Below are 22,583 nucleotides of genomic sequence, written 5' to 3'. Positions count from 1 at the left end.
AAAAACCCCGGTCGTTTGACCGGGGTTCTCAGCACACCAGCGTGTGGGGGATGATTACATCATGCCGCCCATACCGCCCATGCCGCCCATGCCGCCTGCTGCGCCCAGATCCGGTGCGTCAGCCTTCGGCAGGTCGGTAACCATGCATTCGGTGGTGATCATCAGGCCAGCCACGGAAGCCGCGTACTGCAGAGCAGAACGGGTAACTTTGGTTGGATCCAGGATACCCATCGCGATCATGTCGCCGTATTCTTCGGAGTAAGCGTTGTAGCCGTAGCTGCCTTCGCCCGCTTTCACCTGGTTGGCGATAACGGAAGCTTCTTCACCGGCGTTCACCACGATCTGACGCAGAGGGGCTTCCATTGCGCGCAGCGCAACTTTGATACCCACGTTCTGGTCTTCGTTGTCGCCTTTCAGCGCGGCGATTTTGCCTGCAACGCGGATCAGCGCTACGCCACCGCCGGCCACCACGCCTTCTTCCACTGCGGCGCGGGTCGCGTGCAGGGCGTCTTCAACGCGGGCTTTCTTCTCTTTCATTTCAACTTCAGTCGCTGCGCCAACCTTGATAACGGCAACGCCGCCGGCCAGTTTCGCTACGCGCTCCTGCAGTTTTTCACGATCGTAGTCAGAGGTCGCTTCTTCGATCTGCTGACGGATCTGAGCAACGCGGCCCTGGATGGTCGCTTCGTCGCCCACGCCATCGATGATGATGGTGGTGTCTTTGTTGATCACAACGCGTTTTGCCTGGCCCAGATCTTCCAGGGTGGCTTTTTCCAGCTCCAGACCGATCTCTTCAGAGATAACGGTACCGGCAGTCAGGGTTGCGATGTCCTGCAGCATGGCTTTACGGCGGTCGCCGAAGCCAGGCGCCTTAACGGCAGCCACTTTCACGATGCCGCGCATAGTGTTGACCACCAGGGTCGCCAGCGCTTCGCCTTCAACGTCTTCAGCGATGATCAGCAGCGGCTTGCCTGCTTTGGCAACGGCTTCCAGCACCGGCAGCATTTCGCGGATATTGGAGATCTTTTTGTCAGCCAGCAGGATGAACGGGCTTTCCAGCTCAACAGAACCGGTTTCCGGCTTGTTGATGAAGTATGGGGACAGGTAACCGCGGTCGAACTGCATACCTTCAACCACGTCCAGCTCGTCTTGCAGGCCGGTGCCTTCTTCAACGGTGATAACGCCTTCTTTGCCCACTTTCTCCATCGCTTCCGCGATCAGTTTACCCACGGTTTCGTCGGAGTTGGCGGAGATGGTGCCTACCTGAGCGATAGCTTTGGAATCAGAGCAAGGTACGGACAGTTTCTTCAGTTCTTCAACCGCGGCGACAACCGCTTTGTCGATGCCGCGCTTCAGATCCATCGGGTTCATGCCTGCAGCAACCGCTTTCAGGCCTTCGGTGATGATGGATTGAGCCAGTACGGTTGCAGTGGTGGTGCCGTCGCCCGCCGCGTCGTTCGCTTTGGAGGCCACTTCTTTCACCATCTGTGCGCCCATGTTCTCGAACTTGTCTTCCAGTTCGATTTCACGCGCAACGGAAACGCCGTCTTTGGTGATGGTCGGTGCGCCGAAAGATTTATCCAGCACTACGTTGCGGCCTTTCGGGCCCAGGGTCACTTTTACTGCATCAGCGAGAACATTCACGCCGCGGAGCATTTTCACGCGAGCGTCATTGCCGAATTTTACGTCTTTAGCTGCCATTGGTATTTCCCTTCAACTCGTTCAGTTCAGAAGATAAAGCGCAATTACGCTTCAACAATTGCCAGAATGTCGCTTTCGGACATGATCAACACTTCTTCATTGTCGATCTTCTCTGCTTTCACGCCGTAGCCGTCGTTGAAAATCACGATATCGCCAACTTTCACATCCAGCGGTTGGATGTTGCCGTTTTCCAGCACACGCCCTTTACCCACTGCAACCACTTCACCGCGAGTGGATTTACCCGCAGCAGAGCCAGTCAGGACGATGCCGCCAGCAGATTTTGATTCAACTTCTTTGCGCTTGACGATAACGCGGTCATGCAATGGACGAATACTCATTGAACGCTCTCCTGTAAGAAGGTCTCTATCAGATTTAGGGTTGTACACCGGATGGTTGTTATTACCGGCCTCGTGGCATTTGAGATGGGGGCGTTCCAGCCCCCTTCAAGGGGGCTAACGAAAAAAATTTCGCATTTTTGGCCGCGCGGGTGCTACAGAGAGAAAAAACGCGGCCTGAGCCGCGTTTGCTTAACGATCGTGAGGCTTGCGCTCCTCGTCCGGGCGGTGTTCCAGCACCGAGCGTTCGTCGTCCTTGCGCTGGAATTCGCCGTCGAAAGTGTTGCCGTTAGCGGCGTCACCGCCCGTCCAACCGCCGGGGCGATAAACCGACAGATGCGGCATCAGCTTCAGCGTCAGCGTTTTTTGCACCGGCGGCAGCAGCAGCAACAGGCCGAGGAAGTCGGTGAAGAAACCCGGGATCAGCAGCAGGAAGCCCGCCAGCACCAGCGAAACGCTTTTCACCATTTCCGCCGCCGGGCTTTCGCCGGCCGCCAGTTTTTGCTGCATCTGCACGAAGGTTTTCATGCCCTGATTGCGCACCAGCGAAATGCCGACGCAGGAGCTGAACACCACCAGCAGCAGGGTGACAGCCACGCCGAGCACGGCGGCGACTTTGATAAAGATGGATATTTCTATGTAAGCCAGCAGAAATATCAGCAGTAGCGGTAACCAGCGCACCTGGTTCTCCTATCGGTAGGTAAAGCGCGGCCGCCACGGGGCGACGGCGCGAAAAAAGAGGCCGTAAACGGCCGACACCATTACAATGAGGGCATCCCCCCACCATTTCAACCGAGAGCCGGTTTTTATTGCTAAAGTTCACAAACGTGAAAGAAGTCACAGAACCGGAAAAGGGCATATCCTTAAACACCATAAGGTGATCTGGATTCAGTCATTTCTTACCAACCAGCATATGATCTGGGCAGCAACGGGCGATTTGGTTAATCGTTTCACGCCCCAAGCCTTCGGCAACATTAATTTAGGCTGTGCCCTTATTAGCCTTGACCTGACACATTATTAATTCGGCAGCAACACATAGAGAAGGTTCTCATGTCAAACAACATTCGTATCGAAGAAGACCTGTTAGGAACACGTGAAGTCCCCGCAGACGCTTACTACGGAGTCCACACTCTGCGTGCGATTGAAAACTTCTACATCAGCAACAGCAAAATCAGCGATGTCCCCGAGTTCGTTCGCGGCATGGTGATGGTGAAAAAGGCCGCGGCGATGGCCAACAAAGAACTCAAAACCATCCCGCGCAAAATCGCCGACGTGATCATCCAGGCCTGCGACGAGGTACTGGATAAAGGCAAGTGCATGGATCAGTTCCCGGTGGACGTGTTCCAGGGCGGCGCAGGCACCTCGCTGAACATGAACACCAACGAAGTGCTGGCGAACATCGGCCTGGAGCTGATGGGTCACCAAAAAGGCGAATACCAGTACCTGAACCCGAACGATCACCTCAATAAGTGCCAGTCCACCAACGACGCCTACCCGACCGGGTTCCGCATCGCGGTGTACGCCTCCAACCAGAAGCTGATCGACGCCATCAACCAGCTGCGCGAAGGCTTCGACCGCAAGGCGAAAGAGTTCGAAACCATCCTGAAAATGGGCCGCACCCAGCTGCAGGACGCGGTACCGATGACCCTCGGCCAGGAGTTCCACGCCTTCAGCGTGCTGCTGAACGAAGAGACCCGCAACCTGCACCGCACCGCGGAGCTGCTGCTGGAAGTGAACCTGGGCGCCACCGCCATCGGCACCGCGCTCAACACCCCGGAAGGCTACCAGCCGCTGGCGGTGCAAAAACTGGCGGAAGTCAGCGGCCTGCCGGTGGTGCCGGCGGAAGACCTGATCGAGGCCACCTCCGACTGCGGCGCCTACGTGATGGTGCACAGCGCGCTCAAACGCCTGGCGGTGAAACTGTCCAAAATCTGCAACGACCTGCGCCTGCTCTCCTCCGGCCCGCGCGCCGGCCTGAACGAAATCAACCTGCCTGAGCTGCAGGCGGGGTCGTCCATCATGCCGGCCAAAGTGAACCCGGTCGTGCCGGAAGTGGTCAATCAGGTGTGTTTCAAGGTGATTGGCAACGACACTTGCGTTACCATGGCGGCCGAAGCGGGCCAGCTGCAGCTGAACGTGATGGAGCCGGTGATCGGCCAGGCGATGTTCGAGTCGATCCATATCCTGACCAACGCCTGCTACAACCTGCTGGAAAAATGCATTAACGGCATCACCGCGAATAAAGAAGTCTGCGAACACTACGTCTTCAACTCGATCGGTATCGTCACCTATCTGAACCCGTTCATCGGCCACCATAACGGTGACATCGTCGGGAAGATCTGCGCCGAAACCGGCAAGAGCGTGCGTGAAGTGGTGCTGGAACGCGGCCTGCTGACCGAAGCCGAGCTGGATGACATCTTCTCCGTGGAGAACCTGATGCACCCGGCCTATAAAGCCAAACGCTATACGGATGAAAATGAACAATAACAGACCTACCCGGTAGCCCTGAAAGGCACGCTAAATCCTCTGGATAGCGTGCCTTTTTACTTTTAGGCGCCCACAAAATTTTAACGTTTGATTTTCAATTTCTCTCATTTTAAGGAGTAAACACTATGCTAGCCGTAGAATTGGTTATCGTTCTGCTGGCCATCTTTTTAGGGGCCAGGTTGGGCGGTATCGGTATCGGGTTCGCGGGGGGATTGGGCGTTCTGGTCCTGGCGCTGATCGGCGTCAAGCCGGGCAGCATTCCCTTCGACGTGATTTCCATCATCATGGCGGTGATCGCGGCGATCTCCGCCATGCAGGTCGCCGGGGGGATGGATTACCTGGTGCAGCAGACCGAAAAGCTGCTGCGCAAGAACCCCAAGCACATCACCATTCTCGCCCCTATCGTCACCTACTTCCTGACCATCTTCGCCGGCACCGGCAACATCTCGCTCTCGGCGCTGCCGGTGATCGCCGAAGTGGCGAAAGAACAGGGCATCAAGCCTTGCCGGCCGCTGTCGACCGCCGTAGTGTCCGCCCAGATCGCCATCACCGCCTCGCCGATCTCCGCCGCGGTGGTGTATATGTCTTCGGTGATGGAAGGCCACGGCGTCAGCTACCTGCACCTGCTGATGGTGGTGATCCCGTCCACCTTCTGCGCCGTGCTGGTGATGTCGCTGCTGGTGACCTGGCTGTTCGACTCCAAGCTGTCTAACGACCCGGTGTACCTGAAACGCCTGGAAGAAGGCCTGATCACCCTGCGCGGCAACAACGCGCTGGAGATCAAACCGCGCGCCAAAGCCTCGGTGCTGCTGTTCCTGCTGGGCGTGCTGTGCGTAGTGGCTTACGCCATCATCAACAGCCCGGGTCTTGGCCTGGTGGCCAAGCCGCTGATGAACACCACCAACGCCATCCTGATCATCATGCTGAGCGTCGCCACGCTGACCACCCTGCTGTGCCGCGTCGACACCGACATGGTGCTGAACTCCAGCACCTTCAAGGCGGGCATGAGCGCCTGTATCTGTATCCTCGGCGTCGCCTGGCTGGGCGATACCTTCGTGCAGGCCAACATCGACTGGATCAAAGAGACGGCCGGCAGCGTCATTCAGGCGCACCCGTGGCTGCTGGCGGTGATCTTCTTCTTCTGCTCGGCGCTGCTGTACTCGCAGGCCGCTACCGCCAAGGCGCTGATGCCGATGGCGCTGGCGCTGAACGTGTCGCCGCTGACCGCCGTCGCCTCCTTCGCCGCCGTCTCCGGCCTGTTCATCCTGCCGACCTACCCGACGCTGGTCGCCGCGGTGCAGATGGACGATACCGGCACCACGCGCATCGGCCGCTTCGTGTTCAACCATCCGTTCTTCATTCCCGGCACCATGGGCGTGATCTTCGCCGTGGTATTCGGCTTCCTGCTCGGCAGCATCATGCTGTAACGCTCCGACCGGGGCTGCGGCCCCGGTTTTCCTTCTGGCGATAAACTCGCCTTCTAGCCAATCCGCCTTCAGGGTATAGTGCCCATTCGAACCGATGAGAGGGCTGAAGATGTCTGATTGCGAAGCTGTCGTCATACTCTGTACCGCACCCGATGAAGCCAGCGCCCAGGAACTGGCGGCGCGGGTCCTGGGCGATAAGCTGGCGGCCTGTGCCACGCTGCTGCCCGGCGCCACCTCGCTGTATTACTGGGAAGGGAAACTGGAACAGGAATACGAAGTGCAGATGCTGTTCAAAAGCGATCGCCGCCGTCAGCAGGCCCTGCTCGACACCCTGAAACAACATCACCCTTACCAGACGCCCGAGCTGCTGGTGCTGCCGGTGATGGCCGGAGATAAAGACTACCTGTTATGGATCAACGCTTCCTTAAACTGATTTTGCTGCTGTGCAGCCTGTTCTTCCTGCCGCAGGCGGCGCAGGCTTCGCTGTTCGCGCCGAAGGGCGGCAGCCAGTTCGTGCCTGTCGATCAGGCCTTCGCCTTCGATTTCAAACAGCAAGGCAGCCAGGTGACGCTGAACTGGCAGATCCGCCCCGGCTACTACCTGTATCGCCAGCAGATCAAACTGGTGCCGCAGCAGGCGACGCTCGGCGCCTTTACCCTGCCCGAAGGGCTGAGCCACAAGGACGAGTTCTTCGGCGAAGTGGCGATTTTCAAACAGCAGCTGAATCTGCAGGTGCCGCTGCAACAGGCGGCGGCCAACGCCAGCCTCAGCGTCACCTATCAGGGCTGCGCCGAGGCCGGCTTCTGCTATCCGCCGGAAACCCGCATCATCCCGCTGGATGCCGTCAGCGCCGGCGATGTCGCCCCGCTCCCGGCGGCTGCCCCTGCGCCAACCGAACAGCCCGCTACGCCGGCCAGCCTGCCGTTCTCGCCGCTGTGGGCGCTGCTGATCGGCATCGGCATCGCCTTCACCCCGTGCGTGCTGCCGATGTACCCGCTGATCTCCGGCATCATCCTCGGCCGCGACCGGCCGCAAAGCAGCGGCCGCATTCTGGCGCTGGCGGTGGTTTACGTGCAGGGCATGGCGCTCACCTACACCCTGCTGGGGCTGGTGGTGGCCGCCGCCGGCCTGCAGTTCCAGGCGGCGCTGCAGCACCCTTACGTGCTGATCGGCCTGTCGGTGCTGTTTATCGCACTGGCGCTGTCGATGTTCGGCCTCTATTCCCTGCAGCTGCCCTCGGCGCTGCAAACCCGGCTGGCGAACTGGAGCAACACCCAGCGCGGCGGCTCGCTGACCGGCGTGTTCCTGATGGGCGCCCTGGCCGGGCTGATTTGCTCGCCCTGCACCACCGCGCCGCTCAGCGCCATCCTGCTGTATATCGCCCAGAGCGGTAACCTGTGGGCCGGCGGCGGCACGCTGTACCTGTACGCGCTGGGGATGGGCATTCCGCTGGTGATCGTCACCCTGTTCGGCAACCGCCTGCTGCCGCGCAGCGGCCCGTGGATGCAGTACGTGAAAGAGGCCTTCGGCTTCGTCATCCTGGCGCTGCCGGTGTTCCTGCTGGAGCGAGTGATCGGCGATCTGTGGGGCCTGCGTCTGTGGAGCCTGCTCGGCCTGGCGTTCTTCGGCTGGGCCTTCGCTCTGAGCCTGAGAAGCGCGCGCGGCTGGGCGCGCGCCCTGCAGCTTCTGCTGTTGGCGGCGGCGGTGATCGCCGCGCGGCCGCTGCAGGATTGGGCCTTCGGCGCCGATCAGGCGCAGCAGGCGGCTCAACAACACCTGGCCTTTGCCCGCATCAACAACGTCGAGCAGCTCGATCTGGCGCTGCAACAGGCGCGCGGCAAGCCGGTGATGCTGGATCTGTACGCCGACTGGTGCGTGGCCTGTAAAGAGTTCGAGAAATACACCTTCAGCAATGCGGCGGTGCAGGCGAGCCTGGCCAACGCGGTGCTGCTGCAGGCGGACGTCACCGCCAACGGCGCGGAACAGGCGGCGCTGCTGAAGCATTTGCAGGTACTGGGGTTACCCACGATCCTGTTCTTCGATCCGGCGGGCCAGGAGCTGACGGCCCAGCGGGTCACCGGTTTTATGAAGGCAGAAGCCTTCAACGCGCATTTGCAGAAAGTGATGCGATAACTGACACTGAAGATCGGAAGCGAATGGGAGGAAGCACAAGTGCAACGTGAACACGTCCTTGATACCGCGCTGGGCCTGTTGGAACAACAGGGCCTGGCGACCGCCACATTAGAGATGCTGGCGGAAAAACTCGACGTTCAGCCCGGCGATCTCAAACGGTTCTGGCCGGATCGCGAAGCGCTGCTGTACGACTGCCTGCGCTACCACGGCCAACAGATCGACACCTGGCGCCGCCAGCTGTTGCTGGATGAAAACCTGAGCCCGCAGCAAAAGCTGCTGGCGCGCTATGACGTGCTGGCGGAATACGTGCAGCAAGACCGCTATCCCGGCTGCCTGTTTATCGCCGCCTGCAGCTTCTTCCCGGAAACGGATCACCCGATCCACCAACTGGCGGAACAGCAAAAGCTGACCTCGCTGGAGCTGACCCGCGAACTGCTGCGTGAAATGGACGCCGACGACGCCGACATGGTGGCGCAGCAAATGGAATTGATTCAGGAAGGCTGCCTGAGCAAACTGCTGGTAAAACGCCAGCTCCAGGACGTATCGGTCGCCAAACGGCTGGCGGAAGACATCTTGCAGGTGGCGCAGTGCCGCCGCAACGGGGCGCTAAGCTAGGCGAGCCGCGCTTGCGGCGCCGTCAGCCCAAGGAGATAGCCTGAACAGGCGCAATTTTTGCGCCCTTTGCCTGAAAAGCCAGCAACCGGACGCGTTTTAACGCCTTTCATGCATAAAGCCGTTGACGGCCATCGGCCAATACGGTTTAATGCTGCCCGTTGCCCGGATAGCTCAGTCGGTAGAGCAGGGGATTGAAAATCCCCGTGTCCTTGGTTCGATTCCGAGTCCGGGCACCATATTTAGAGAACCCGCCCAAAAGGCGGGTTTTTGCTTTTCAGGGCCAGGACTCTTCATCGAACTGCGTTCGATTATTCGGCCAAAGGCCTCACCCTCGGGCCAGCGCTAAAGCGCTGTTCAACGCGGCGCAGACGCCGGTTGTCCGAGTCCGGTCGCCCTATTTAGAAGAACCCGCCTATGGCGGGTTTTTCGCTTTCTGGGTACGGACTCTTCATCGAACTGCGTTCGATTATTCGGCCTCTCGTTTCCTCGGCGGAACCAGCCCAATCAGTGCCAGTACGCAAGATTTAGCGACCAACACCAGATTGAGATGTCCGGGGAAAGCGACATTAACAAACCAAAAGACCAAGAAGACCGCCAGAGAAATCGGCCAAGCGAGCACAAAGAGCCGGGTATCGCATAGCCGCCGGGCGCAAAACAACAGCGTCAACACGATCGCCAACAGCCCGAAAGGTAGATACAGAATCAGTCTCAGGTAAGAGGCGACGACATCGGCGAACGAGGTGTTATTGATGACGGAAATCGTTAACTTCTGAAAGAACAACGTGTCGTTGTTATAGAGATCCAAAAGATTTAGCCACGCAAAGCTGAGCCCTATCGTTAACGACATCCATACTGCGTACGCTTTTCGGGATAAGGGGGTAATGATCAAACTCAGTCTCGCATTCAAACAGCCGCTCCGAACCAGTGATATAGCACAAATACGCTGAACCGGCGGTAAACGCGATTAAATGCAGCCCCCTCCAACCACGCCTTTGTTACCAAGATTTATCGACACAGGCGGCGAATTTGCCGGTCTTGCCAACCGGCGAACAGCAGCAAACCGCATAGCGCGCCGAGCAAGGCGCAGAACATATCGGACTGGGTATCCCACGGGTCACCCTGGGTGCCGAGAAACTCGTCGGCGCCCTGGCCCAGCGCCAGCGCCGCCCACCACTCGATCAGCTCGTAAACGGCGCTGATGGCCAGCGCGATGCAGCACACCACGAAGCCCAGCATCTTGCGCCCTTGCACATAGCCGCCGCGCAGCAGGATCTCGCGCGCCACCAGCGCCGGCACCAATCCCTGGAAGAAATGCCCCAGTTTGTCGTACGGGTTGCGGCCAAGATCCAGCCACTGCTGCACCTCAAACCCCAGCGGTACGCGGGCGTAGCTGTACATGCCGCCGAAAATCAGGATCAACGCATGAAATAAAATCAGCGTGTAGAGCAGCGGCGTCAGCGGATAGCGGCGATAAGTCAGCCACAGCAGCGGCAAAACTACCAATACCGGCGCCACCTCCATCAGCCAGGTGGGGCGATCGTAAGGGCGGATGCCGCTGTGGATCAGCGCGGCCAGCAGCAGCAGGGTGATAACGGACAATAACAGCGGGGTACGCGAGGCAGGCATAACCAACGTTCCTTCGGGTTAACGGATCAATACACTCTTTATACCGCAGATCCTGGGGCGAAAAAAAACAGGCGGAGCGTCGCCGCTTCGCCTGTTCGATATGCGCGTACCCTGAGCGGGATTATTTCAGCGCTACGCGGATCACGTCGTCCGGCGCGGTGGCTTCTTTCTCGCGGCTGGAAGCCTGCTTGACGCTGACGTACAGCGTCTGACCGTCCGGCGACAGCGCCAGGCTGTTCGGGTGGGTCGGCGTCTTGATGGTGTTCAGCACCTTGTAGCTCTTGGCGTCGATTACGCTCACTTCGCCCGCCTGGCGATGGGTGACGTAAACTTCATTGCGCGCCGGGTTGAACAGCACCGCCAGCGATTCCGGTACGTCGATCTTGCTCAGAATGTTGCCGTTGCGGGTATCCACCACCAGCACCTGCGGCTGCTTGGAATCGGTGATGAACGCACGATGGGTAGCGGTATCCAGGCTGATGTTCAGGAAGAAGTGCTCTTTGGACTCATCCAGCTTCTTGCGCGACAGCACCTTGTTGGATTGGGTGTCGATGGTCACCAGCTCGCCGTCGGCGTTGGTAACGTACAGACGTTTGGCGGCGGCGTCCAGCGCCAGGCCGGTGCCGTATTTGCCGGTGTCGGTCACGGTGGCGCGCAGGGTCAGATCCTTGCCGTCCACCACCCACACTACGCTGGATTCACCCAGACCGGTGATGTACAGGGTATCGCTGTCGGCATCCGCCACCAGTTCGCGCGGCGCCAGCGGCTTGACGGTCTCGGAGCGCTTGCGCGCGTCCAGCACCAGGCGGCCTTTCACCTCGCCGGTCTTGGCGTCGATGGCGGTCACCGAGTTATTGACGGTGTTGCCGAAGAACAGCGTGCCGGTCTTGGCGTTGACGGCGGCGCCGAACGGTTTGATGTCATTATGAATAATCTGGGTCACGTCCAGCGTGGTCGGATCCAGACGATAAACGATGCCGCCCTTGTCCAGCTTGCGGCTCTGCGACGTCGCCAGATAGAGCGCGTTCTCGCTCGGGCTGTAGGCCATTTCATAGGCGCCCTTGCCAACCGGCTTGCGCAGCACTTCCGGCGCGGTCTGCGCCAGCAGCGTATTGGAGAACAGCAGCGTGGACAGCAGCATCAGCGGAAATGCCGCACGTTTTCCCTTGGTGATCAAAGCATTCATCGTAATCTCCTTATAGAACCAACGGGGCGGCCGAGCGGCCGCCCTCTCTCGTTATTAAAATCAGGCTTTCTCTTCGGAAAGCAGCGCCCACCAGCTGTCGATGGTCGGGTTGCGCGCCAGCGCGATAAAGTCGATATCGCCGCGGATCTTGCGCCAGCGGGTCGCCAGCTCCATGATGCGCACCGAATCCAGGCCATAATCGATCAGGTTCTCATCGTTGCCCATGTCTTCGCTGTCTTCGTCAAGCAGCGGCAGGATCTGCTGACGCAGCGCATCGATGCTGGCGATACCGGCAGCCGGCAACAGAGACGCGGTGGTCACCACCCGGCCGCAGCGGCCGGCGGTGTAGCGCAGCGCCATCAGGTGTTCGTCGCGCGAGAAATCCGCCAGGCCGTCGGCCACCATGAACGGCTGGATATTGCGCATGAAGGCGTCGATGGCGGTGGTCAGGCAGCCGATGTGCGCATACACGCCGCAGATAATCAGCTGATCGCGGCCGGACTCCTGCAGGATCTCCTGCAGCGGCGAGCGGTGGAAGGCGCTGTAGCGCCATTTCACCAGCACCGTGTCGTCTTCGTCCGGCGCCAGCGCGGCGGTCACCGCCTGCTGCTCGGGGTGTTTGTTCAGGCCCGGCCCCCACATGTCGTTCAACAGCGCGCGGTCTTCATCGCTCTGCTGGTTCGGCTGCGCGGTATAGAACACCGGAATGCCCTGCTGTTTGCAGTAGCGGCGCAGGTTGGCGATGTTCTCCACCACCTGTTTAATCAGCGCGCTGTCTTCGCCCCAGAAATTGAGGAAATACTGCTGCATGTCGTGGATCAGCAGCGCGGCGCGCTGCGGTTCTACCTGCCAGGTGACTTTATTTTGCGGCAGTTCGTCCGCCGTCGGCAGCGCGTAGTCATTAAGTTTTGGAATGGCCATCGATTAATCTCCCTGAGCCTGAGTCTGTAGTTGCGCGTCGAGCTGCTGGCGCAGCCGTTTTTTGTCCACTTTGCCGACCGGGGTCAGCGGCAGGCTGTCCACCTGAATAAAGCGATCCGGCAGTTTGAAGTCCGCCACGCCCTGCTCGCGCAGGTGGCGGCGCAGCACCACCGGCTTCAGCGGCGCGTTGGCGATGATATAGGCGCAGCTCTTCTCCCCCATCAGCGCGTCCGGCATCGACACCAGCGCGGCGTTGATCACGTCCGGATGACGCAGCAGCAGGTTCTCGATCTCCTCGGCGGCGATCTTCTCTCCGCCGCGGTTGATCTGATCTTTCTGCCGCCCCTGCACGGTGATGTAGCCGTCTTCGCTGATACTGATCAGATCGCCGGAGCAGTAGAAACCGTCGGCGTCGAAGGCGTCGGCGTTGTGCGCCGGGCTCTGGTAGTAACCGCGGAAGGTATAAGGCCCGCGCGTCATCAACCGGCCGACCTCGCCCGCCGGCAATGGATTGCCGTCGTCATCCGCCACCCACACCTCGTCGTCCGGCGACATTGGCCGCCCTTGCGTCGTCAGGATGTGGCGTTCGTCGTCGTCCAGCCGGGTGTAGTTGACCAACCCTTCAGCCATGCCGAACACCTGCTGCAGTTGGCAGCCGATTTCGTTCTGAATGCGCGCCGCCAGCGTCTCGCCCAGCTTGGCGCCGCCCACCTGCAGCAGTTTCAGGCTGGCGAGTTGGGCATTGCCGCCCCACTCTTCGATCGCCTGCAGCCACAGCGTGACCGCCGGCGGCACCAGCGCCGTCACGTTGATTTGGTGCTGTTCGATCAGATGGAAGCACTGCCCGGCGTCCGGATCGGCGGCGAACACCACCAGCCCGGCGCCATAAAACACGCCCAGCACGCCCGGCGAACTCATCGGGTAGTTGTGCGCCACCGGCAGCGCGCACAGATAGCGGGTCTGCGCGTCGAAACGGCAGATCTCCACGCTGCGGCGAATGCTGTAGTAGTAATCATTGTGGGTGCGCGGGATCAGCTTCGGCGTACCGGTGCTGCCGCCGGAAAGCTGGAAGAACGCCACCTGATCGGCCGCGGAAGGCTGCGCGACAAAACCGTCGCTCGCTTCATCCAGCCAGGCGGCCAGCGCCAGCTCGCCCTCGGGCTGGCTACGCAGCGCCACAACCCGCAGCGAAGGATGCGCATCGCGGAAGGCGTTCAGGAATTGATCGTCGGCAAACAGCCCGTGCTGGCGATCGGCGATCAGCAGCGCCGGTTTGATCTGCTCGGCATAGGCATTCAGCTCGCTGCGCTGATGGCTGAACAGCGCGTTGACCGGCGCCACGCCAATTTTCAGCAGCGCGAAGAACACGATATAAAACTCCGCCACGTTGCCCAGCTGAACCAACGCGGTGTCGCCGGATTTCACGCCGCGGCGCAGCAGAGCGGCCGCCAGGCGATCGGAGCGCTGCTGCAGCTCGCGGTAGGTCAGGCTGCCCTGGGCGTCGATAATCGCCGGGGCGTCGTTGTTGGCCTGGCGGTCGAGGATCTCGGTCAGCGGCTTGTCAGTCCAGTAGCCGCGTTCGCGATAGCGGCTGGCGAACTCCGCCGGCCAGGGGGTAAAGGCAATGCTCATCTTGTCGTTATCCTTGATTCATACCAAAGGCACGCAGAATGGTGCTGAGTTTGGTGCCTGTTTCATGCCATTCAGATTCGGGTGAAGAGTCTTCCACAATGCCGGCGCCGGCGAACAGACGCACCCGGTTGCCGTCAACGGTGCCGCAGCGGATAGTCACTACCCACTCGCCGTTGCCTTCGTCATCGCACCAGCCGACGATGCCGCCAAACAGGCCGCGATCGAACGGCTCCAGCTTGCCGATCAGGGTGTGTGCCTGGGCCGTCGGCATGCCGCACAGCGCCGGCGTCGGGTGCAACAGGCAGGCCAGCGACAGGGCATTTTCGTCTGGAGAGGCCGCCTCGCCGTCGATCGGCGTGGAGAGATGCCACAGCGTGGTGGTGGTCAACAATTCAGGGGTGTGCGGCACGTTCAGGTAGCGGCAGCGGCCGGCCAGCACGTCACGCATGCTTTCGGTGACGATGCGATGCTCGTGGCGATCTTTCGCCGAGGCCATCAGCCGCTCCCCCACTTCGCGATCGCGCTGCGGGTCGGCCTCGCGCCGGGCGGAACCGGCCAGCGGGTTGGAGTAGAAACGGCCGCCGTCCTGGCGCAGCAGCAGCTCCGGGCTGGCGCCCAACAGCGCGCCCTGATCCAGCGGCACGTGGAAGTGGAAACCGTGCGGGTTTTGGGCGATCACGCGCGCCATCAGCGCATGGCGATCCACCGGCCGGCGCGTTTCGATCTCCAGCAGGCGCGACAAGACCACTTTATCCAGCTCACCGGCCTTCATCGCGTCAACGGCATCGCTGACCATGTTCATGAACGGCTGCTGCGGCGGCAGCTCCGTTATGCCAGCCAGCTCCGGCCCCTCTGCCGCCGGCTGAACGCCGGCCATAAAAGCGGCGCGATCGAACCAGCGGCTCTGCTGCGGAATAAACAGCGCCGAAGGCTGCCGGGTATCGAACGGGATAGCGCCGCACAGCAGCGGATTTTTGATACCGGCCTGACGGGCCTCGGCAAACGCCTGCCGCACGCTGCGCTGGAACTCGCCGTTCAGATCGGCGCCGTCCGCGGCCGGCAGGCGAATGCGGCTGAAACATCCGGTGGTGGTCAAGCTGCGGAAAGGGGAGGTAAAGAAGAAGCCCGACGCCGGAGAAAAATCAGCGGCGAACCGGTGTTCTTCGCGCTCCTGCATTTCCTTTCGATTGATGTCGTTCACGGCAGTATCCATCGCTTCGCCCTCAGATTTTGAAGTGATAACCAATATAATAATGATTATCATTTGAGTTAATTCCGCGCTAAATTACTCGCCGATATTTGCCATGTCAATAAACGTAAGCACTTCTTTCATTTCAAAATCATGACATAAACGCTGTGGATTTTACGCATGCCGATGATAAGCATTGCTATTTGATCCCACAGCGTTGTCTTAACGCGTTCGACTACTTTTCTGTGGCGGGCTGCGGCTCCGGTTTGTGCAGCGTCACCTGGCGCAAACCGGTCATGGCGAACAGCAACAGGATGCCGAGCAGCGCCGCGCCGAAACCGAAACCGCTGGCGCTCATCGCCGGCAGCATAAAGGCGCCCATCGCCCCCAGCAGCAACGCGCCCAGCGCATCGCCCACCACGTTCTGCGCCGTCCACAGGCCGTTGATGCGGCCGAGGAAGTTGTCCGGCGTCAGGCTCTGGATCAGGCCGTACTGCAGCAGCGAGTTCAGCGCGCTCAGGTAGCCGAACGCCACCAGGCACAGCAACGCCAGGCTGTACCACGGCATCAGGCCGAACAGGCCAATGGCGGCGAACGCCGCGATCGCCGTCAGCAACATCACCCAACCGGGGCGCGCCACGTGCGCCACGCGCCCGCTGGTGAACGCACCGATGGCGGCGCCGAGCGGCACGGCGGCGTACATATAGCCGAGGTGGGCGGCGTCGATGTGCCAGCTTTCCGCCATCGCCGGGTACAGCACGCGCACCGCGCTGGCCATGGTCAGCAGCGCGCCGATCAGCGCCACCATGCCGATCACCTTATTCTGGAACAGGAAGGCGAAACCGCCCGCCAGCGCGCGCAGCGGGTGTTCACGCGGCTGCGGCGGTGGCATCAGCTGCGGCAGGCTCAGCAGCGGCAGCAGCGTCAGCAGGGTGCCGAACGCCGCCAGGCCGTAGTTCCAGGCAATGCCCATATGGGCGATCACCAGGCCGCCGATCGCCGGAGAAAGGATCGAGCCGAAGCGCACCGTCAGCATGCTGATGGCGCCCGCCTGCACGATGTTTTCGCGGCCCACCAGCGCCGGCGTGGCCGCCAGCAGCGCCGTCACCCCCACCGCGCCGAAGAAGCCGTCCCACACTGCCAGCAGATAAATGGCCGCCAGCGAAGGCGACGGCAACAGGGCGTTGAGGCACAGGCCGACGAAGCCGATGCCGCAGGTGGAGCGCGCGAACAGGATCAGTCGGCGCCGCTCATAGCGATCGGCCAATACGCCCCCCATCAGCAGCCCGGCGAACATGCCGCCGCCGGCCAGCGTCACCGCCAGCCCGACCTGCAGGGTGGAACCGGTCAGCGCCTGGATCTGCACCGGGATGGCGATCGCCATCAGCCCCAGCGCCACAATGGAAATAAAGCGCGCGCAGAATACCGCGCGGAAAGCCCGGTTGGTTTTCAGCAGGCTAAAATCAAGCAGGATGGAGGGTTTGCTACTCATCGGTTTTTCACCACATCGTTAAACGGGGATTCTGCAGTTGCGGGGCGCTATGCTAGCACAGATGGCGAAATCAATAATGATAATAAAACTCATTGATATTCAACCGTGAGCAACCGCAAGAAACGCCGCCACACGCGGGGTCATCCCCGTGCCTGGCGGCGAGATGACGGACGCGATTACAGCGTGCGCAAGATCCGGTTCAGCAGCGGCCCCAGCACTTTGAACGACGCCGGCGAAACGATATCGACATGCGCGCAGTCCAGCTCGTGCGCCTGCAGCGCATCGACGTACTGCGACCAGGTTTGCTGCACGTCCATCCCTTCCTGCAGCGTGCGTTTGGCGACGAACAGCGTCGCCTGGCCGTGGAAACGGGCGGTACGCGTGTGCGACAACAACCGCACCGAGTCGGCGTAGTTGGCTTCAATGTTGTCGAACATCGCGGTGCGCGTCTCGCCCAGCGCCGGATCGAGCGTATCCTGCGACACCGCCAGGAACTGCTCGCGCTCGCGCTGCACCTCCTTCAACACGTTGTCGTCCAGCATCACGTCCCAGTTTTGGGTCTCCGGCGGATAGGTATCCAGCAGGCCGAGGAACGCCACCTGCTCGCCGCGCGCCTGCAGCCGGGCGGCAATGCCCTGCGCCAGCGTGCCGCCCAGCGAGTAGCCGATGAAGTGGTACGGCCCGTGCGGCTGTACCTGCAACACCGTCTGCAGGTGGGCATCCACCACCTGATCCATATCTTCGCTCAGTGCCAGCGGGCCGTCCGGCCGCGGCGACTGGATACCGACCAGCGACCAGTGCTGATCGAGATAGCGCGGCAATACGCTGAACTGCCAAGAGAAACCGGACGCCGGGTGCAGACAGAACAGCGTCGGCCCCTCGGTGACGCGCAGCGGCAATACGCTGTCGAAGCCGCTGCGATCGGCCTCTTCCTGCGTGCGATCTTCCGCTAACAAGACAGCCAACTGCTCGACGCGCGACGCCACCATTACCTGGCCGACGGACACCGCCTTGCCCAGATCGCGGCGCAGCTCCGCCGCCAGCCGCATCGCCAGCAGCGAATGGCCGCCGAGCGCGAAGAAATCGTCATCGGCGAACACCTGCTCGCGCTGCAGCAATCGGGCAAATACCGCCGCGATCTCGCTTTCCAGCCCGGCCTGCGGCGGCCGCCCAGCCTTGCGCTCGCCGCCCTGCGGCTGCGGCAAGGCCTTGCGATCCAGCTTGCCGTTGGCGCTCAGCGGCAAATCGCTCATTTCCACCAGCGCCACCGGCACCATGTGCGGCGGCAGCCGGTCGGCCAGCGCCGCGCGCAGGGCTTCCGCATCCCAGCTCGCGCCAGGCTGCATCACCAGATAGCCCACCAACTGGCGCGCATCGCCGCCAGCGTCCACCGGCGTGCCCTGCAACACCAGCGCGTGCGTCACCGCCTGGCGCACGCCCGGCAGCGACAGCAAGGCGTGGTCGATTTCGCTCAGCTCGATCCGCTGCCCGCGGATCTTCAGCTGATCGTCGCTGCGGCCCAAATATTCCACCGCGCCGTCCGGCAGCCAGCGCGCCACGTCGCCGGTGCGGTACATGCGCCCGCCCTCGCCGAACGGATCGGCGACAAAGCGGCTGGCGGTCAGATCCGGCCGGCCAAGGTAGCCGTGCGCCAGCTGCACGCCGGTCAGATACAGATCGCCCGCCACGCCCGGCGGCACCGGCCGCAGGCGCGCGTCAAGAATGCGCAGTCCGGTGTTCCATACCGGCAGGCCGATCGGCACGTTGGCGCCGGTCACCTTCGCCAGCGCGTCGCCGTGGGCCGGATGCCAGGTCACGTCCACCGCCGCTTCGGTCGGGCCGTAGAGGTTGTGCAGCGGCACCGCCGTGCGGCTTTGCCACAGGCGGCACAGCTCCGCCGGCAGCGCTTCGCCGCTGCAGAACACCTGGCGCAGCGCGGCGCAGCTCGCCACCGCCGCGTCGTCGTCCAGGGCGGCAACGAAAGCCGCCAGCATCGACGGCACGAAGTGCAGCGTGGTAATGCGGTGCTGCGCGATCAGCTGTTGCAGCTGCTGCGGATCGCGGTGCGCCTCCGGCGGCGCCATCACCAGCCGGGCGCCGACCATCAGCGGCCAGAAGAATTCCCATACCGAGACGTCGAAACTGCACGGCGTTTTCTGCAGCACCGCGTCGTCCGCCCCCAGCGGATACTGGTGCTGCATCCACAGCAAGCGGTTGACGATCGCCTGATGGCCGACCAGCACACCTTTCGGGCGCCCGGTGGAGCCGGAAGTAAAGATGATATAGGCCGCATGGTTCGGCGTCGGGCTCGCGATCGCCACCCCGGCGGCGTGATCGGCCGGCAGCGGCGCGTCATACAGCAAAATTTCGCCCTTGTCGGCGAACCGCGCCTGCTGCGCCGGGTTGGTGATGACCAGCCGGGGCGCGGCGTCTTCCAGCATCATCGCCAGCCGCTCGTCCGGATAACCGGTGTCCAACGGCAGATAGGCGGCGCCCGCTTCCACGATCGCCATCAACGCCAGCGACAGGAACACCGAACGCGGCAGCGCCACCGCCACGATGTCGCCCGGCCGCACGCCCTGCGCAACCAGCTCGCGCGCCAGCGCCATGACCTGCTCGCGCGTTTCGCGGTAGGTGAAATTGAAATGCGCATCCGCCAGCGCCGGCGCGTCCGGCGTGGTTTGCGCCTGCTGCGCCAGCAACTGGCTCAGCGTGGTCGCCGGCACCGGGTGCGCCGTGTCGTTGACCCGCGCCAGCAGCGCATGATCGTCGGCGGTCAGCATATCGGCTTCGCCGATCGGCAACGTTGCCTGCGCGGCGAACTGCGCCAGCAGCAGCGGCAGCCGCTGCAGGTGCGCCTGCAGTTCCTGGCGGCCGTAACGCTCGGCGTTGGCCAGCAGCTCAACCTTCAACTGATGGTGTTCGTCGATAAACAGCGCAATCTCCAGATCGCGCACCGGCCCGGAGGCCAGATCGTGAGTGATGCCTTCGATACCGGCGAAATCCAGCTGGTAATCGAACATTTTGAAGTTGAAGACCGTGCCGTACAGCGGTTCGCCGTCGCCGATGCGCCCCAGATCGCGCTGCACCTGTTCGGCGTCGTAGCGCTGATGGCGGCGCACCGTTTTCAGCTCGCGGCTGATGCGGGCGGCGGCCTCATACAGCGTGGCCTGCGGCTCGAGATGCATCTCCATCGGCAGCACGTTGATCACCGGCCCGGCGGCGCACAGGGCGGCCGATCCGGTACGGCGCATGAAGATAAAACCGGCGCTGAAACTCGGTTGGCCGCTCAGGCGCGATACCCACAGCGCCACCAGCGCCACCGCCATATCGGCGGCGTTCAGCTTCTGCTGCGCGCCGCACTGCACCAGTTCGGCGAAAGCCTGCGGATCGCAGCGCTGTTCCAGCCGGTGGATGCGCGGCGTGGGGGTTTGCCCGGCCAGCGGCTGCGGGCAGAGCGTGGCCGGCGGCGGCAACTGCCGCGCTTTTTCGAGCCAGAAATCGGCGTCGCGCTGCCAGGCCGGCGCCTCCCGGTAAGCCTGGTATTCCGCCACCACGTCGCTGAACGCCGTGAAAGGCGTCGGTTCCAGCGCGTCGCCGCGGCAAATATGGGTGTAAATCGCCGCCACGCGGCGAGCGATGGCGGTGAAGCTGAAACCGTCCACCAGCAGATGGTGATAGCGCTGATACCAGAACCAGCGGTTATCCGCCAGGCGCATCACCACATGGCGATACAGCGGTGCGCCGCTGCCGGCGCGCAGATCGCTCGCCAGATCGATGTCCATCAGCGCGCGCGCGGCGGCTTCGGGATCCGGCGACGTCGTCAGATCGACAAGTTCCGGCTCGTGCACCGCCAGCGCGTCATCCAGCCATTGCACCGGCACGCCGTCGCGTTCCGCAAAACGCAGGCGCAGCATGTCCACCTCGCCCAGGCCCTGGATGATGGCCTGCAGCAGAGGCTCTACGGCAATGGGGCCGTTGAGTTCGATGGCGTGGGCCACCGCGTAGGCATTGCGATGCGGGGAGATTTGATCGGCGACCCAGATGCCGGGTTGCGCCGCGACCAGCGGCCATTCGCCCGCAAGCGCCGGGCCGCTGAGAGAGTTAGGGGTGTGTGACACTGCTTATTGCTCCCGTGATTACCTGGCGCCGGTCACGCCTTGCTTGCTGCGACCGGCAGAATGTCTTGCCAATGCTGTTCCAGCCACTCGGTGCACGCGGTGCGCGCCGCCGGGCCGAAGACGATCGTCCAATCGGACGGAATGGCGCGGAAATCCGGCCACAAACTGTATTGTTGTTGTACGTTGCGCAGCACCAGGCTGCGCTGCTGTTGATCATCGAACGGATTCAGGCTTTCCATCATGTGTTCCTCGTGCCGTCGCCGATGCCGGATAAGCGGTGGCGAAAGCGGAGGCCCAGACCGCCTGCAGCCCGTCGGTCAGGCCGCTGCGCCAGCACAACGCGTCGTGCCCGCCTTCCACCACCCGGTAGTGCACCCGATGGCCGGCGTCGCTCAGGCGAGCCGCCATTTCGCCGCTGACCCGATGCACCAGCTTTTCCTGCGAACCGGCTTCCATAAATACCTTCAGCGCACCGTGGTTGCCCAGGCCATGCCGTTCCACCTGCTGCATCAGCCAGCAGGCGTCGTCGGGGATGCTCGGCAGCTGCAGCATGTCGCGCCGCGGCCACCAGTAGGAACCGGACTGGGTAATTACCGCGCCGAAGCACTGCGGCCAGCGCAGCCCGGCATACAGGGAAGCCAGGCCGCCAAAGCTTTGCCCCGCCACCACCGTATCGGCCGGTTTGTCGCTGTGCGGCGCCCAGTCGGCCAGCTGCGGCATCAGTTCTTCCTGCACCGCCAGCCAGAAATCGTCCTTGCAGGTTAATTCTCGCGCCCGGTGCGGCAGATCGATGATGTCGATCAACACATACACCGCTTCCGGCAACGCTCCCTCGCGGGTCAGCTGCATCAGCGGCTCCCAGACCGGCATCTGCTTCGCCCAGAACTGACCGTCGAGCAGGATTGCCAACGGACGCTCGGCCGGCTTGCTGTCGCCGGTGGTGTAGATCCAAACGTCGCGGCTGTTGCCCAGGCGCTCGCTCTGCCAGGTATGGCGCTGCAAACGCGCCGGCAGCGGCGGCGTGCAGCGCCCGCTGGCGATCTCATACTCGTCGAACGAACGCCATACCGGCTGCGGCGGCGCATCCGGCATGTGCAGGCCGGAGACGCTGTGGCCGCTGGCGCTTTGCCAGGAGCGATACGGGTTGAGCAGATCGGGGGTGGCGCTGGCGAACACCTGGTGCCACCAGTGGCGCAGGTTGTGCATGTTGGCGTGCGCATCGTCGCCGCTGAACGCCGGCGGCCGCTCGTCAAAGCAGGGAATAAAGCAGTAGCTGCCGCGCCAGGCGCCGCTCAGCTCGGTCTGCCAGTACCACACGTCGGTGCCGGCCAAACGCTGCAGGCTTTGCGGCGGATTCGGCTGGTGATGGTCGGTCAGGCAGTTGATGTTGATCCACACGCGGCGGTAGGCGGAGGTCAATTCGCATCCCTGAGGATCGCGCCAGAAAAAGGTGGTTCGCCAGCGGCCATTACCCGCCGGTTCTACCCATGGCGTACCGCGCCGTGCCACCGTCAACCACCATCCTGGACTACCCGCATTGCTGCTGGCCAATAATCTGCTGCTTTCTGACTGTAGTTCTGTATTCACAACGCCTACCCATTTTGTAGTTGGCGGCACCGGGAACGTCGACTTTTCCCTATCGCCGGCCACCGCCCGAACGCACTGTACGCCAAATACTATTGATAATAATTTGCATTTGCAATAGTGTGTAAGGCTTG

Annotated in this window: 18 protein-coding genes and 1 tRNA gene; 6 read left to right on the top strand and 13 right to left on the bottom strand. The window is 62.1% G+C overall.

All coding sequences use genetic code 11. The features are described from left to right. Positions 1 to 54: 54 nt before the first annotated feature. The 3 genes from groL to SSARUM2_RS01395 all read right to left on the bottom strand — a co-directional run bounded on the left by groL (position 55) and on the right by SSARUM2_RS01395 (position 2,717). Positions 55 to 1,701, bottom strand: coding sequence for a chaperonin GroEL (gene groL, locus SSARUM2_RS01405; protein ID WP_004929662.1), 1,647 nt, complete (start codon positions 1,699 to 1,701; stop codon positions 55 to 57). Positions 1,702 to 1,745: 44 nt separating this feature from the next. Further along, positions 1,746 to 2,039 (bottom strand): co-chaperone GroES, encoded by a 294-nt coding sequence (locus tag SSARUM2_RS01400; protein WP_004929661.1) that lies wholly within the window; start codon positions 2,037 to 2,039, stop codon positions 1,746 to 1,748. A 189-nt stretch (positions 2,040 to 2,228) separates the two neighbouring features. Next, positions 2,229 to 2,717: an FxsA family protein gene (locus SSARUM2_RS01395; protein WP_033636764.1), complete on the bottom strand. Its 489-nt coding sequence runs from the start codon at positions 2,715 to 2,717 to the stop codon at positions 2,229 to 2,231. Between the two features lie 369 nt (positions 2,718 to 3,086). On the opposite strand from SSARUM2_RS01395, the gene aspA reads away from it, so the two are divergent. From aspA to SSARUM2_RS01365, 6 genes are all read left to right on the top strand, one after another. Then, positions 3,087 to 4,523, top strand: a complete 1,437-nt coding sequence (gene aspA / locus SSARUM2_RS01390) for an aspartate ammonia-lyase (RefSeq protein ID WP_004929659.1) — start codon at positions 3,087 to 3,089, stop codon at positions 4,521 to 4,523. Positions 4,524 to 4,648: 125 nt separating this feature from the next. After that, positions 4,649 to 5,950, top strand: coding sequence for an anaerobic C4-dicarboxylate transporter (locus tag SSARUM2_RS01385; protein WP_041037552.1), 1,302 nt, complete (start codon positions 4,649 to 4,651; stop codon positions 5,948 to 5,950). Positions 5,951 to 6,059: 109 nt separating this feature from the next. Then, complete coding sequence (gene cutA / locus SSARUM2_RS01380) at positions 6,060 to 6,383, top strand: divalent cation tolerance protein CutA (RefSeq protein WP_004929657.1); 324 nt, start codon at positions 6,060 to 6,062, stop codon at positions 6,381 to 6,383. Next, positions 6,359 to 8,083, top strand: a complete 1,725-nt coding sequence (locus tag SSARUM2_RS01375; RefSeq protein ID WP_060439178.1) for a protein-disulfide reductase DsbD — start codon at positions 6,359 to 6,361, stop codon at positions 8,081 to 8,083. The genes cutA and SSARUM2_RS01375 overlap by 25 nt, the downstream gene beginning before the upstream one ends. 39 nt (positions 8,084 to 8,122) lie before the next feature. Next, entirely contained in the window at positions 8,123 to 8,698 is a 576-nt protein-coding gene (locus tag SSARUM2_RS01370; RefSeq protein WP_016929381.1) for a transcriptional regulator, read from the top strand. Positions 8,699 to 8,858: 160 nt separating this feature from the next. After that, positions 8,859 to 8,934, top strand: a tRNA-Phe gene (locus tag SSARUM2_RS01365). Positions 8,935 to 9,164: 230 nt separating this feature from the next. On the opposite strand, the gene SSARUM2_RS01360 is transcribed toward SSARUM2_RS01365, so the two are convergent. From SSARUM2_RS01360 to fes, 10 genes are all read right to left on the bottom strand, one after another. Beyond that, a complete protein-coding gene (locus SSARUM2_RS01360; protein ID WP_033649959.1) occupies positions 9,165 to 9,545 on the bottom strand; it encodes a hypothetical protein in 381 nt (126 codons plus the stop codon). Positions 9,546 to 9,703: 158 nt separating this feature from the next. Next, complete coding sequence (locus SSARUM2_RS01355) at positions 9,704 to 10,324, bottom strand: DUF2238 domain-containing protein (protein ID WP_080335459.1); 621 nt, start codon at positions 10,322 to 10,324, stop codon at positions 9,704 to 9,706. 121 nt (positions 10,325 to 10,445) lie between these two features. Beyond that, positions 10,446 to 11,510, bottom strand: coding sequence for a YncE family protein (locus SSARUM2_RS01350; RefSeq protein ID WP_033655153.1), 1,065 nt, complete (start codon positions 11,508 to 11,510; stop codon positions 10,446 to 10,448). 60 nt (positions 11,511 to 11,570) lie between these two features. Further along, on the bottom strand, positions 11,571 to 12,431 hold the full coding sequence (locus SSARUM2_RS01345) for an isochorismatase (protein WP_004930014.1): 861 nt from the start codon (positions 12,429 to 12,431) through the stop codon (positions 11,571 to 11,573). A gap of 3 nt (positions 12,432 to 12,434) precedes the next feature. After that, positions 12,435 to 14,063, bottom strand: coding sequence for a (2,3-dihydroxybenzoyl)adenylate synthase (locus tag SSARUM2_RS01340; RefSeq protein ID WP_060439179.1), 1,629 nt, complete (start codon positions 14,061 to 14,063; stop codon positions 12,435 to 12,437). Positions 14,064 to 14,070: 7 nt separating this feature from the next. Next, complete coding sequence (locus tag SSARUM2_RS01335; protein ID WP_060439180.1) at positions 14,071 to 15,276, bottom strand: isochorismate synthase; 1,206 nt, start codon at positions 15,274 to 15,276, stop codon at positions 14,071 to 14,073. 211 nt (positions 15,277 to 15,487) lie between these two features. Beyond that, positions 15,488 to 16,744 (bottom strand): enterobactin transporter EntS, encoded by a 1,257-nt coding sequence (entS, locus tag SSARUM2_RS01330; RefSeq protein ID WP_033649954.1) that lies wholly within the window; start codon positions 16,742 to 16,744, stop codon positions 15,488 to 15,490. A gap of 176 nt (positions 16,745 to 16,920) precedes the next feature. Next, on the bottom strand, positions 16,921 to 20,865 hold the full coding sequence (locus SSARUM2_RS01325; RefSeq protein ID WP_060439181.1) for an enterobactin synthase subunit F: 3,945 nt from the start codon (positions 20,863 to 20,865) through the stop codon (positions 16,921 to 16,923). 32 nt (positions 20,866 to 20,897) lie between these two features. Next, positions 20,898 to 21,104 (bottom strand): MbtH family protein, encoded by a 207-nt coding sequence (locus SSARUM2_RS01320; RefSeq protein WP_033636748.1) that lies wholly within the window; start codon positions 21,102 to 21,104, stop codon positions 20,898 to 20,900. Further along, positions 21,079 to 22,452, bottom strand: a complete 1,374-nt coding sequence (gene fes / locus SSARUM2_RS01315; protein ID WP_072264937.1) for an enterochelin esterase — start codon at positions 22,450 to 22,452, stop codon at positions 21,079 to 21,081. The genes SSARUM2_RS01320 and fes overlap by 26 nt, the downstream gene beginning before the upstream one ends. Positions 22,453 to 22,583 lie beyond the last annotated feature (131 nt).

It is taken from the genome of Serratia sp. K-E0102 (genome assembly GCF_029962625.1).
In the GTDB taxonomy this organism is placed as follows: domain Bacteria; phylum Pseudomonadota; class Gammaproteobacteria; order Enterobacterales; family Enterobacteriaceae; genus Serratia; species Serratia sarumanii.
This window is presented reverse-complemented; position numbering and strand designations above follow the sequence as displayed.

Excerpts from the sequence above, each read along its gene's own strand:
- SSARUM2_RS01355 (WP_080335459.1), bottom strand. The coding sequence starts at position 10,324 with ATGCCTGCCTCGCGTACCCCGCTGTTATTGTCCGTTATCACCCTGCTG.
- aspA (WP_004929659.1), top strand. The coding sequence starts at position 3,087 with ATGTCAAACAACATTCGTATCGAAGAAGACCTGTTAGGAACACGTGAA.
- SSARUM2_RS01385 (WP_041037552.1), top strand. The coding sequence starts at position 4,649 with ATGCTAGCCGTAGAATTGGTTATCGTTCTGCTGGCCATCTTTTTAGGG.
- SSARUM2_RS01400 (WP_004929661.1), bottom strand. The coding sequence starts at position 2,039 with ATGAGTATTCGTCCATTGCATGACCGCGTTATCGTCAAGCGCAAAGAA.
- SSARUM2_RS01360 (WP_033649959.1), bottom strand. The coding sequence starts at position 9,545 with ATGTCGTTAACGATAGGGCTCAGCTTTGCGTGGCTAAATCTTTTGGAT.
- SSARUM2_RS01335 (WP_060439180.1), bottom strand. The coding sequence starts at position 15,276 with ATGGATACTGCCGTGAACGACATCAATCGAAAGGAAATGCAGGAGCGC.
- entS (WP_033649954.1), bottom strand. The coding sequence starts at position 16,744 with ATGAGTAGCAAACCCTCCATCCTGCTTGATTTTAGCCTGCTGAAAACC.
- SSARUM2_RS01350 (WP_033655153.1), bottom strand. The coding sequence starts at position 11,510 with ATGAATGCTTTGATCACCAAGGGAAAACGTGCGGCATTTCCGCTGATG.
- SSARUM2_RS01375 (WP_060439178.1), top strand. The coding sequence starts at position 6,359 with ATGGATCAACGCTTCCTTAAACTGATTTTGCTGCTGTGCAGCCTGTTC.
- SSARUM2_RS01340 (WP_060439179.1), bottom strand. The coding sequence starts at position 14,063 with ATGAGCATTGCCTTTACCCCCTGGCCGGCGGAGTTCGCCAGCCGCTAT.
- cutA (WP_004929657.1), top strand. The coding sequence starts at position 6,060 with ATGTCTGATTGCGAAGCTGTCGTCATACTCTGTACCGCACCCGATGAA.
- SSARUM2_RS01345 (WP_004930014.1), bottom strand. The coding sequence starts at position 12,431 with ATGGCCATTCCAAAACTTAATGACTACGCGCTGCCGACGGCGGACGAA.
- SSARUM2_RS01320 (WP_033636748.1), bottom strand. The coding sequence starts at position 21,104 with ATGGAAAGCCTGAATCCGTTCGATGATCAACAGCAGCGCAGCCTGGTG.
- groL (WP_004929662.1), bottom strand. The coding sequence starts at position 1,701 with ATGGCAGCTAAAGACGTAAAATTCGGCAATGACGCTCGCGTGAAAATG.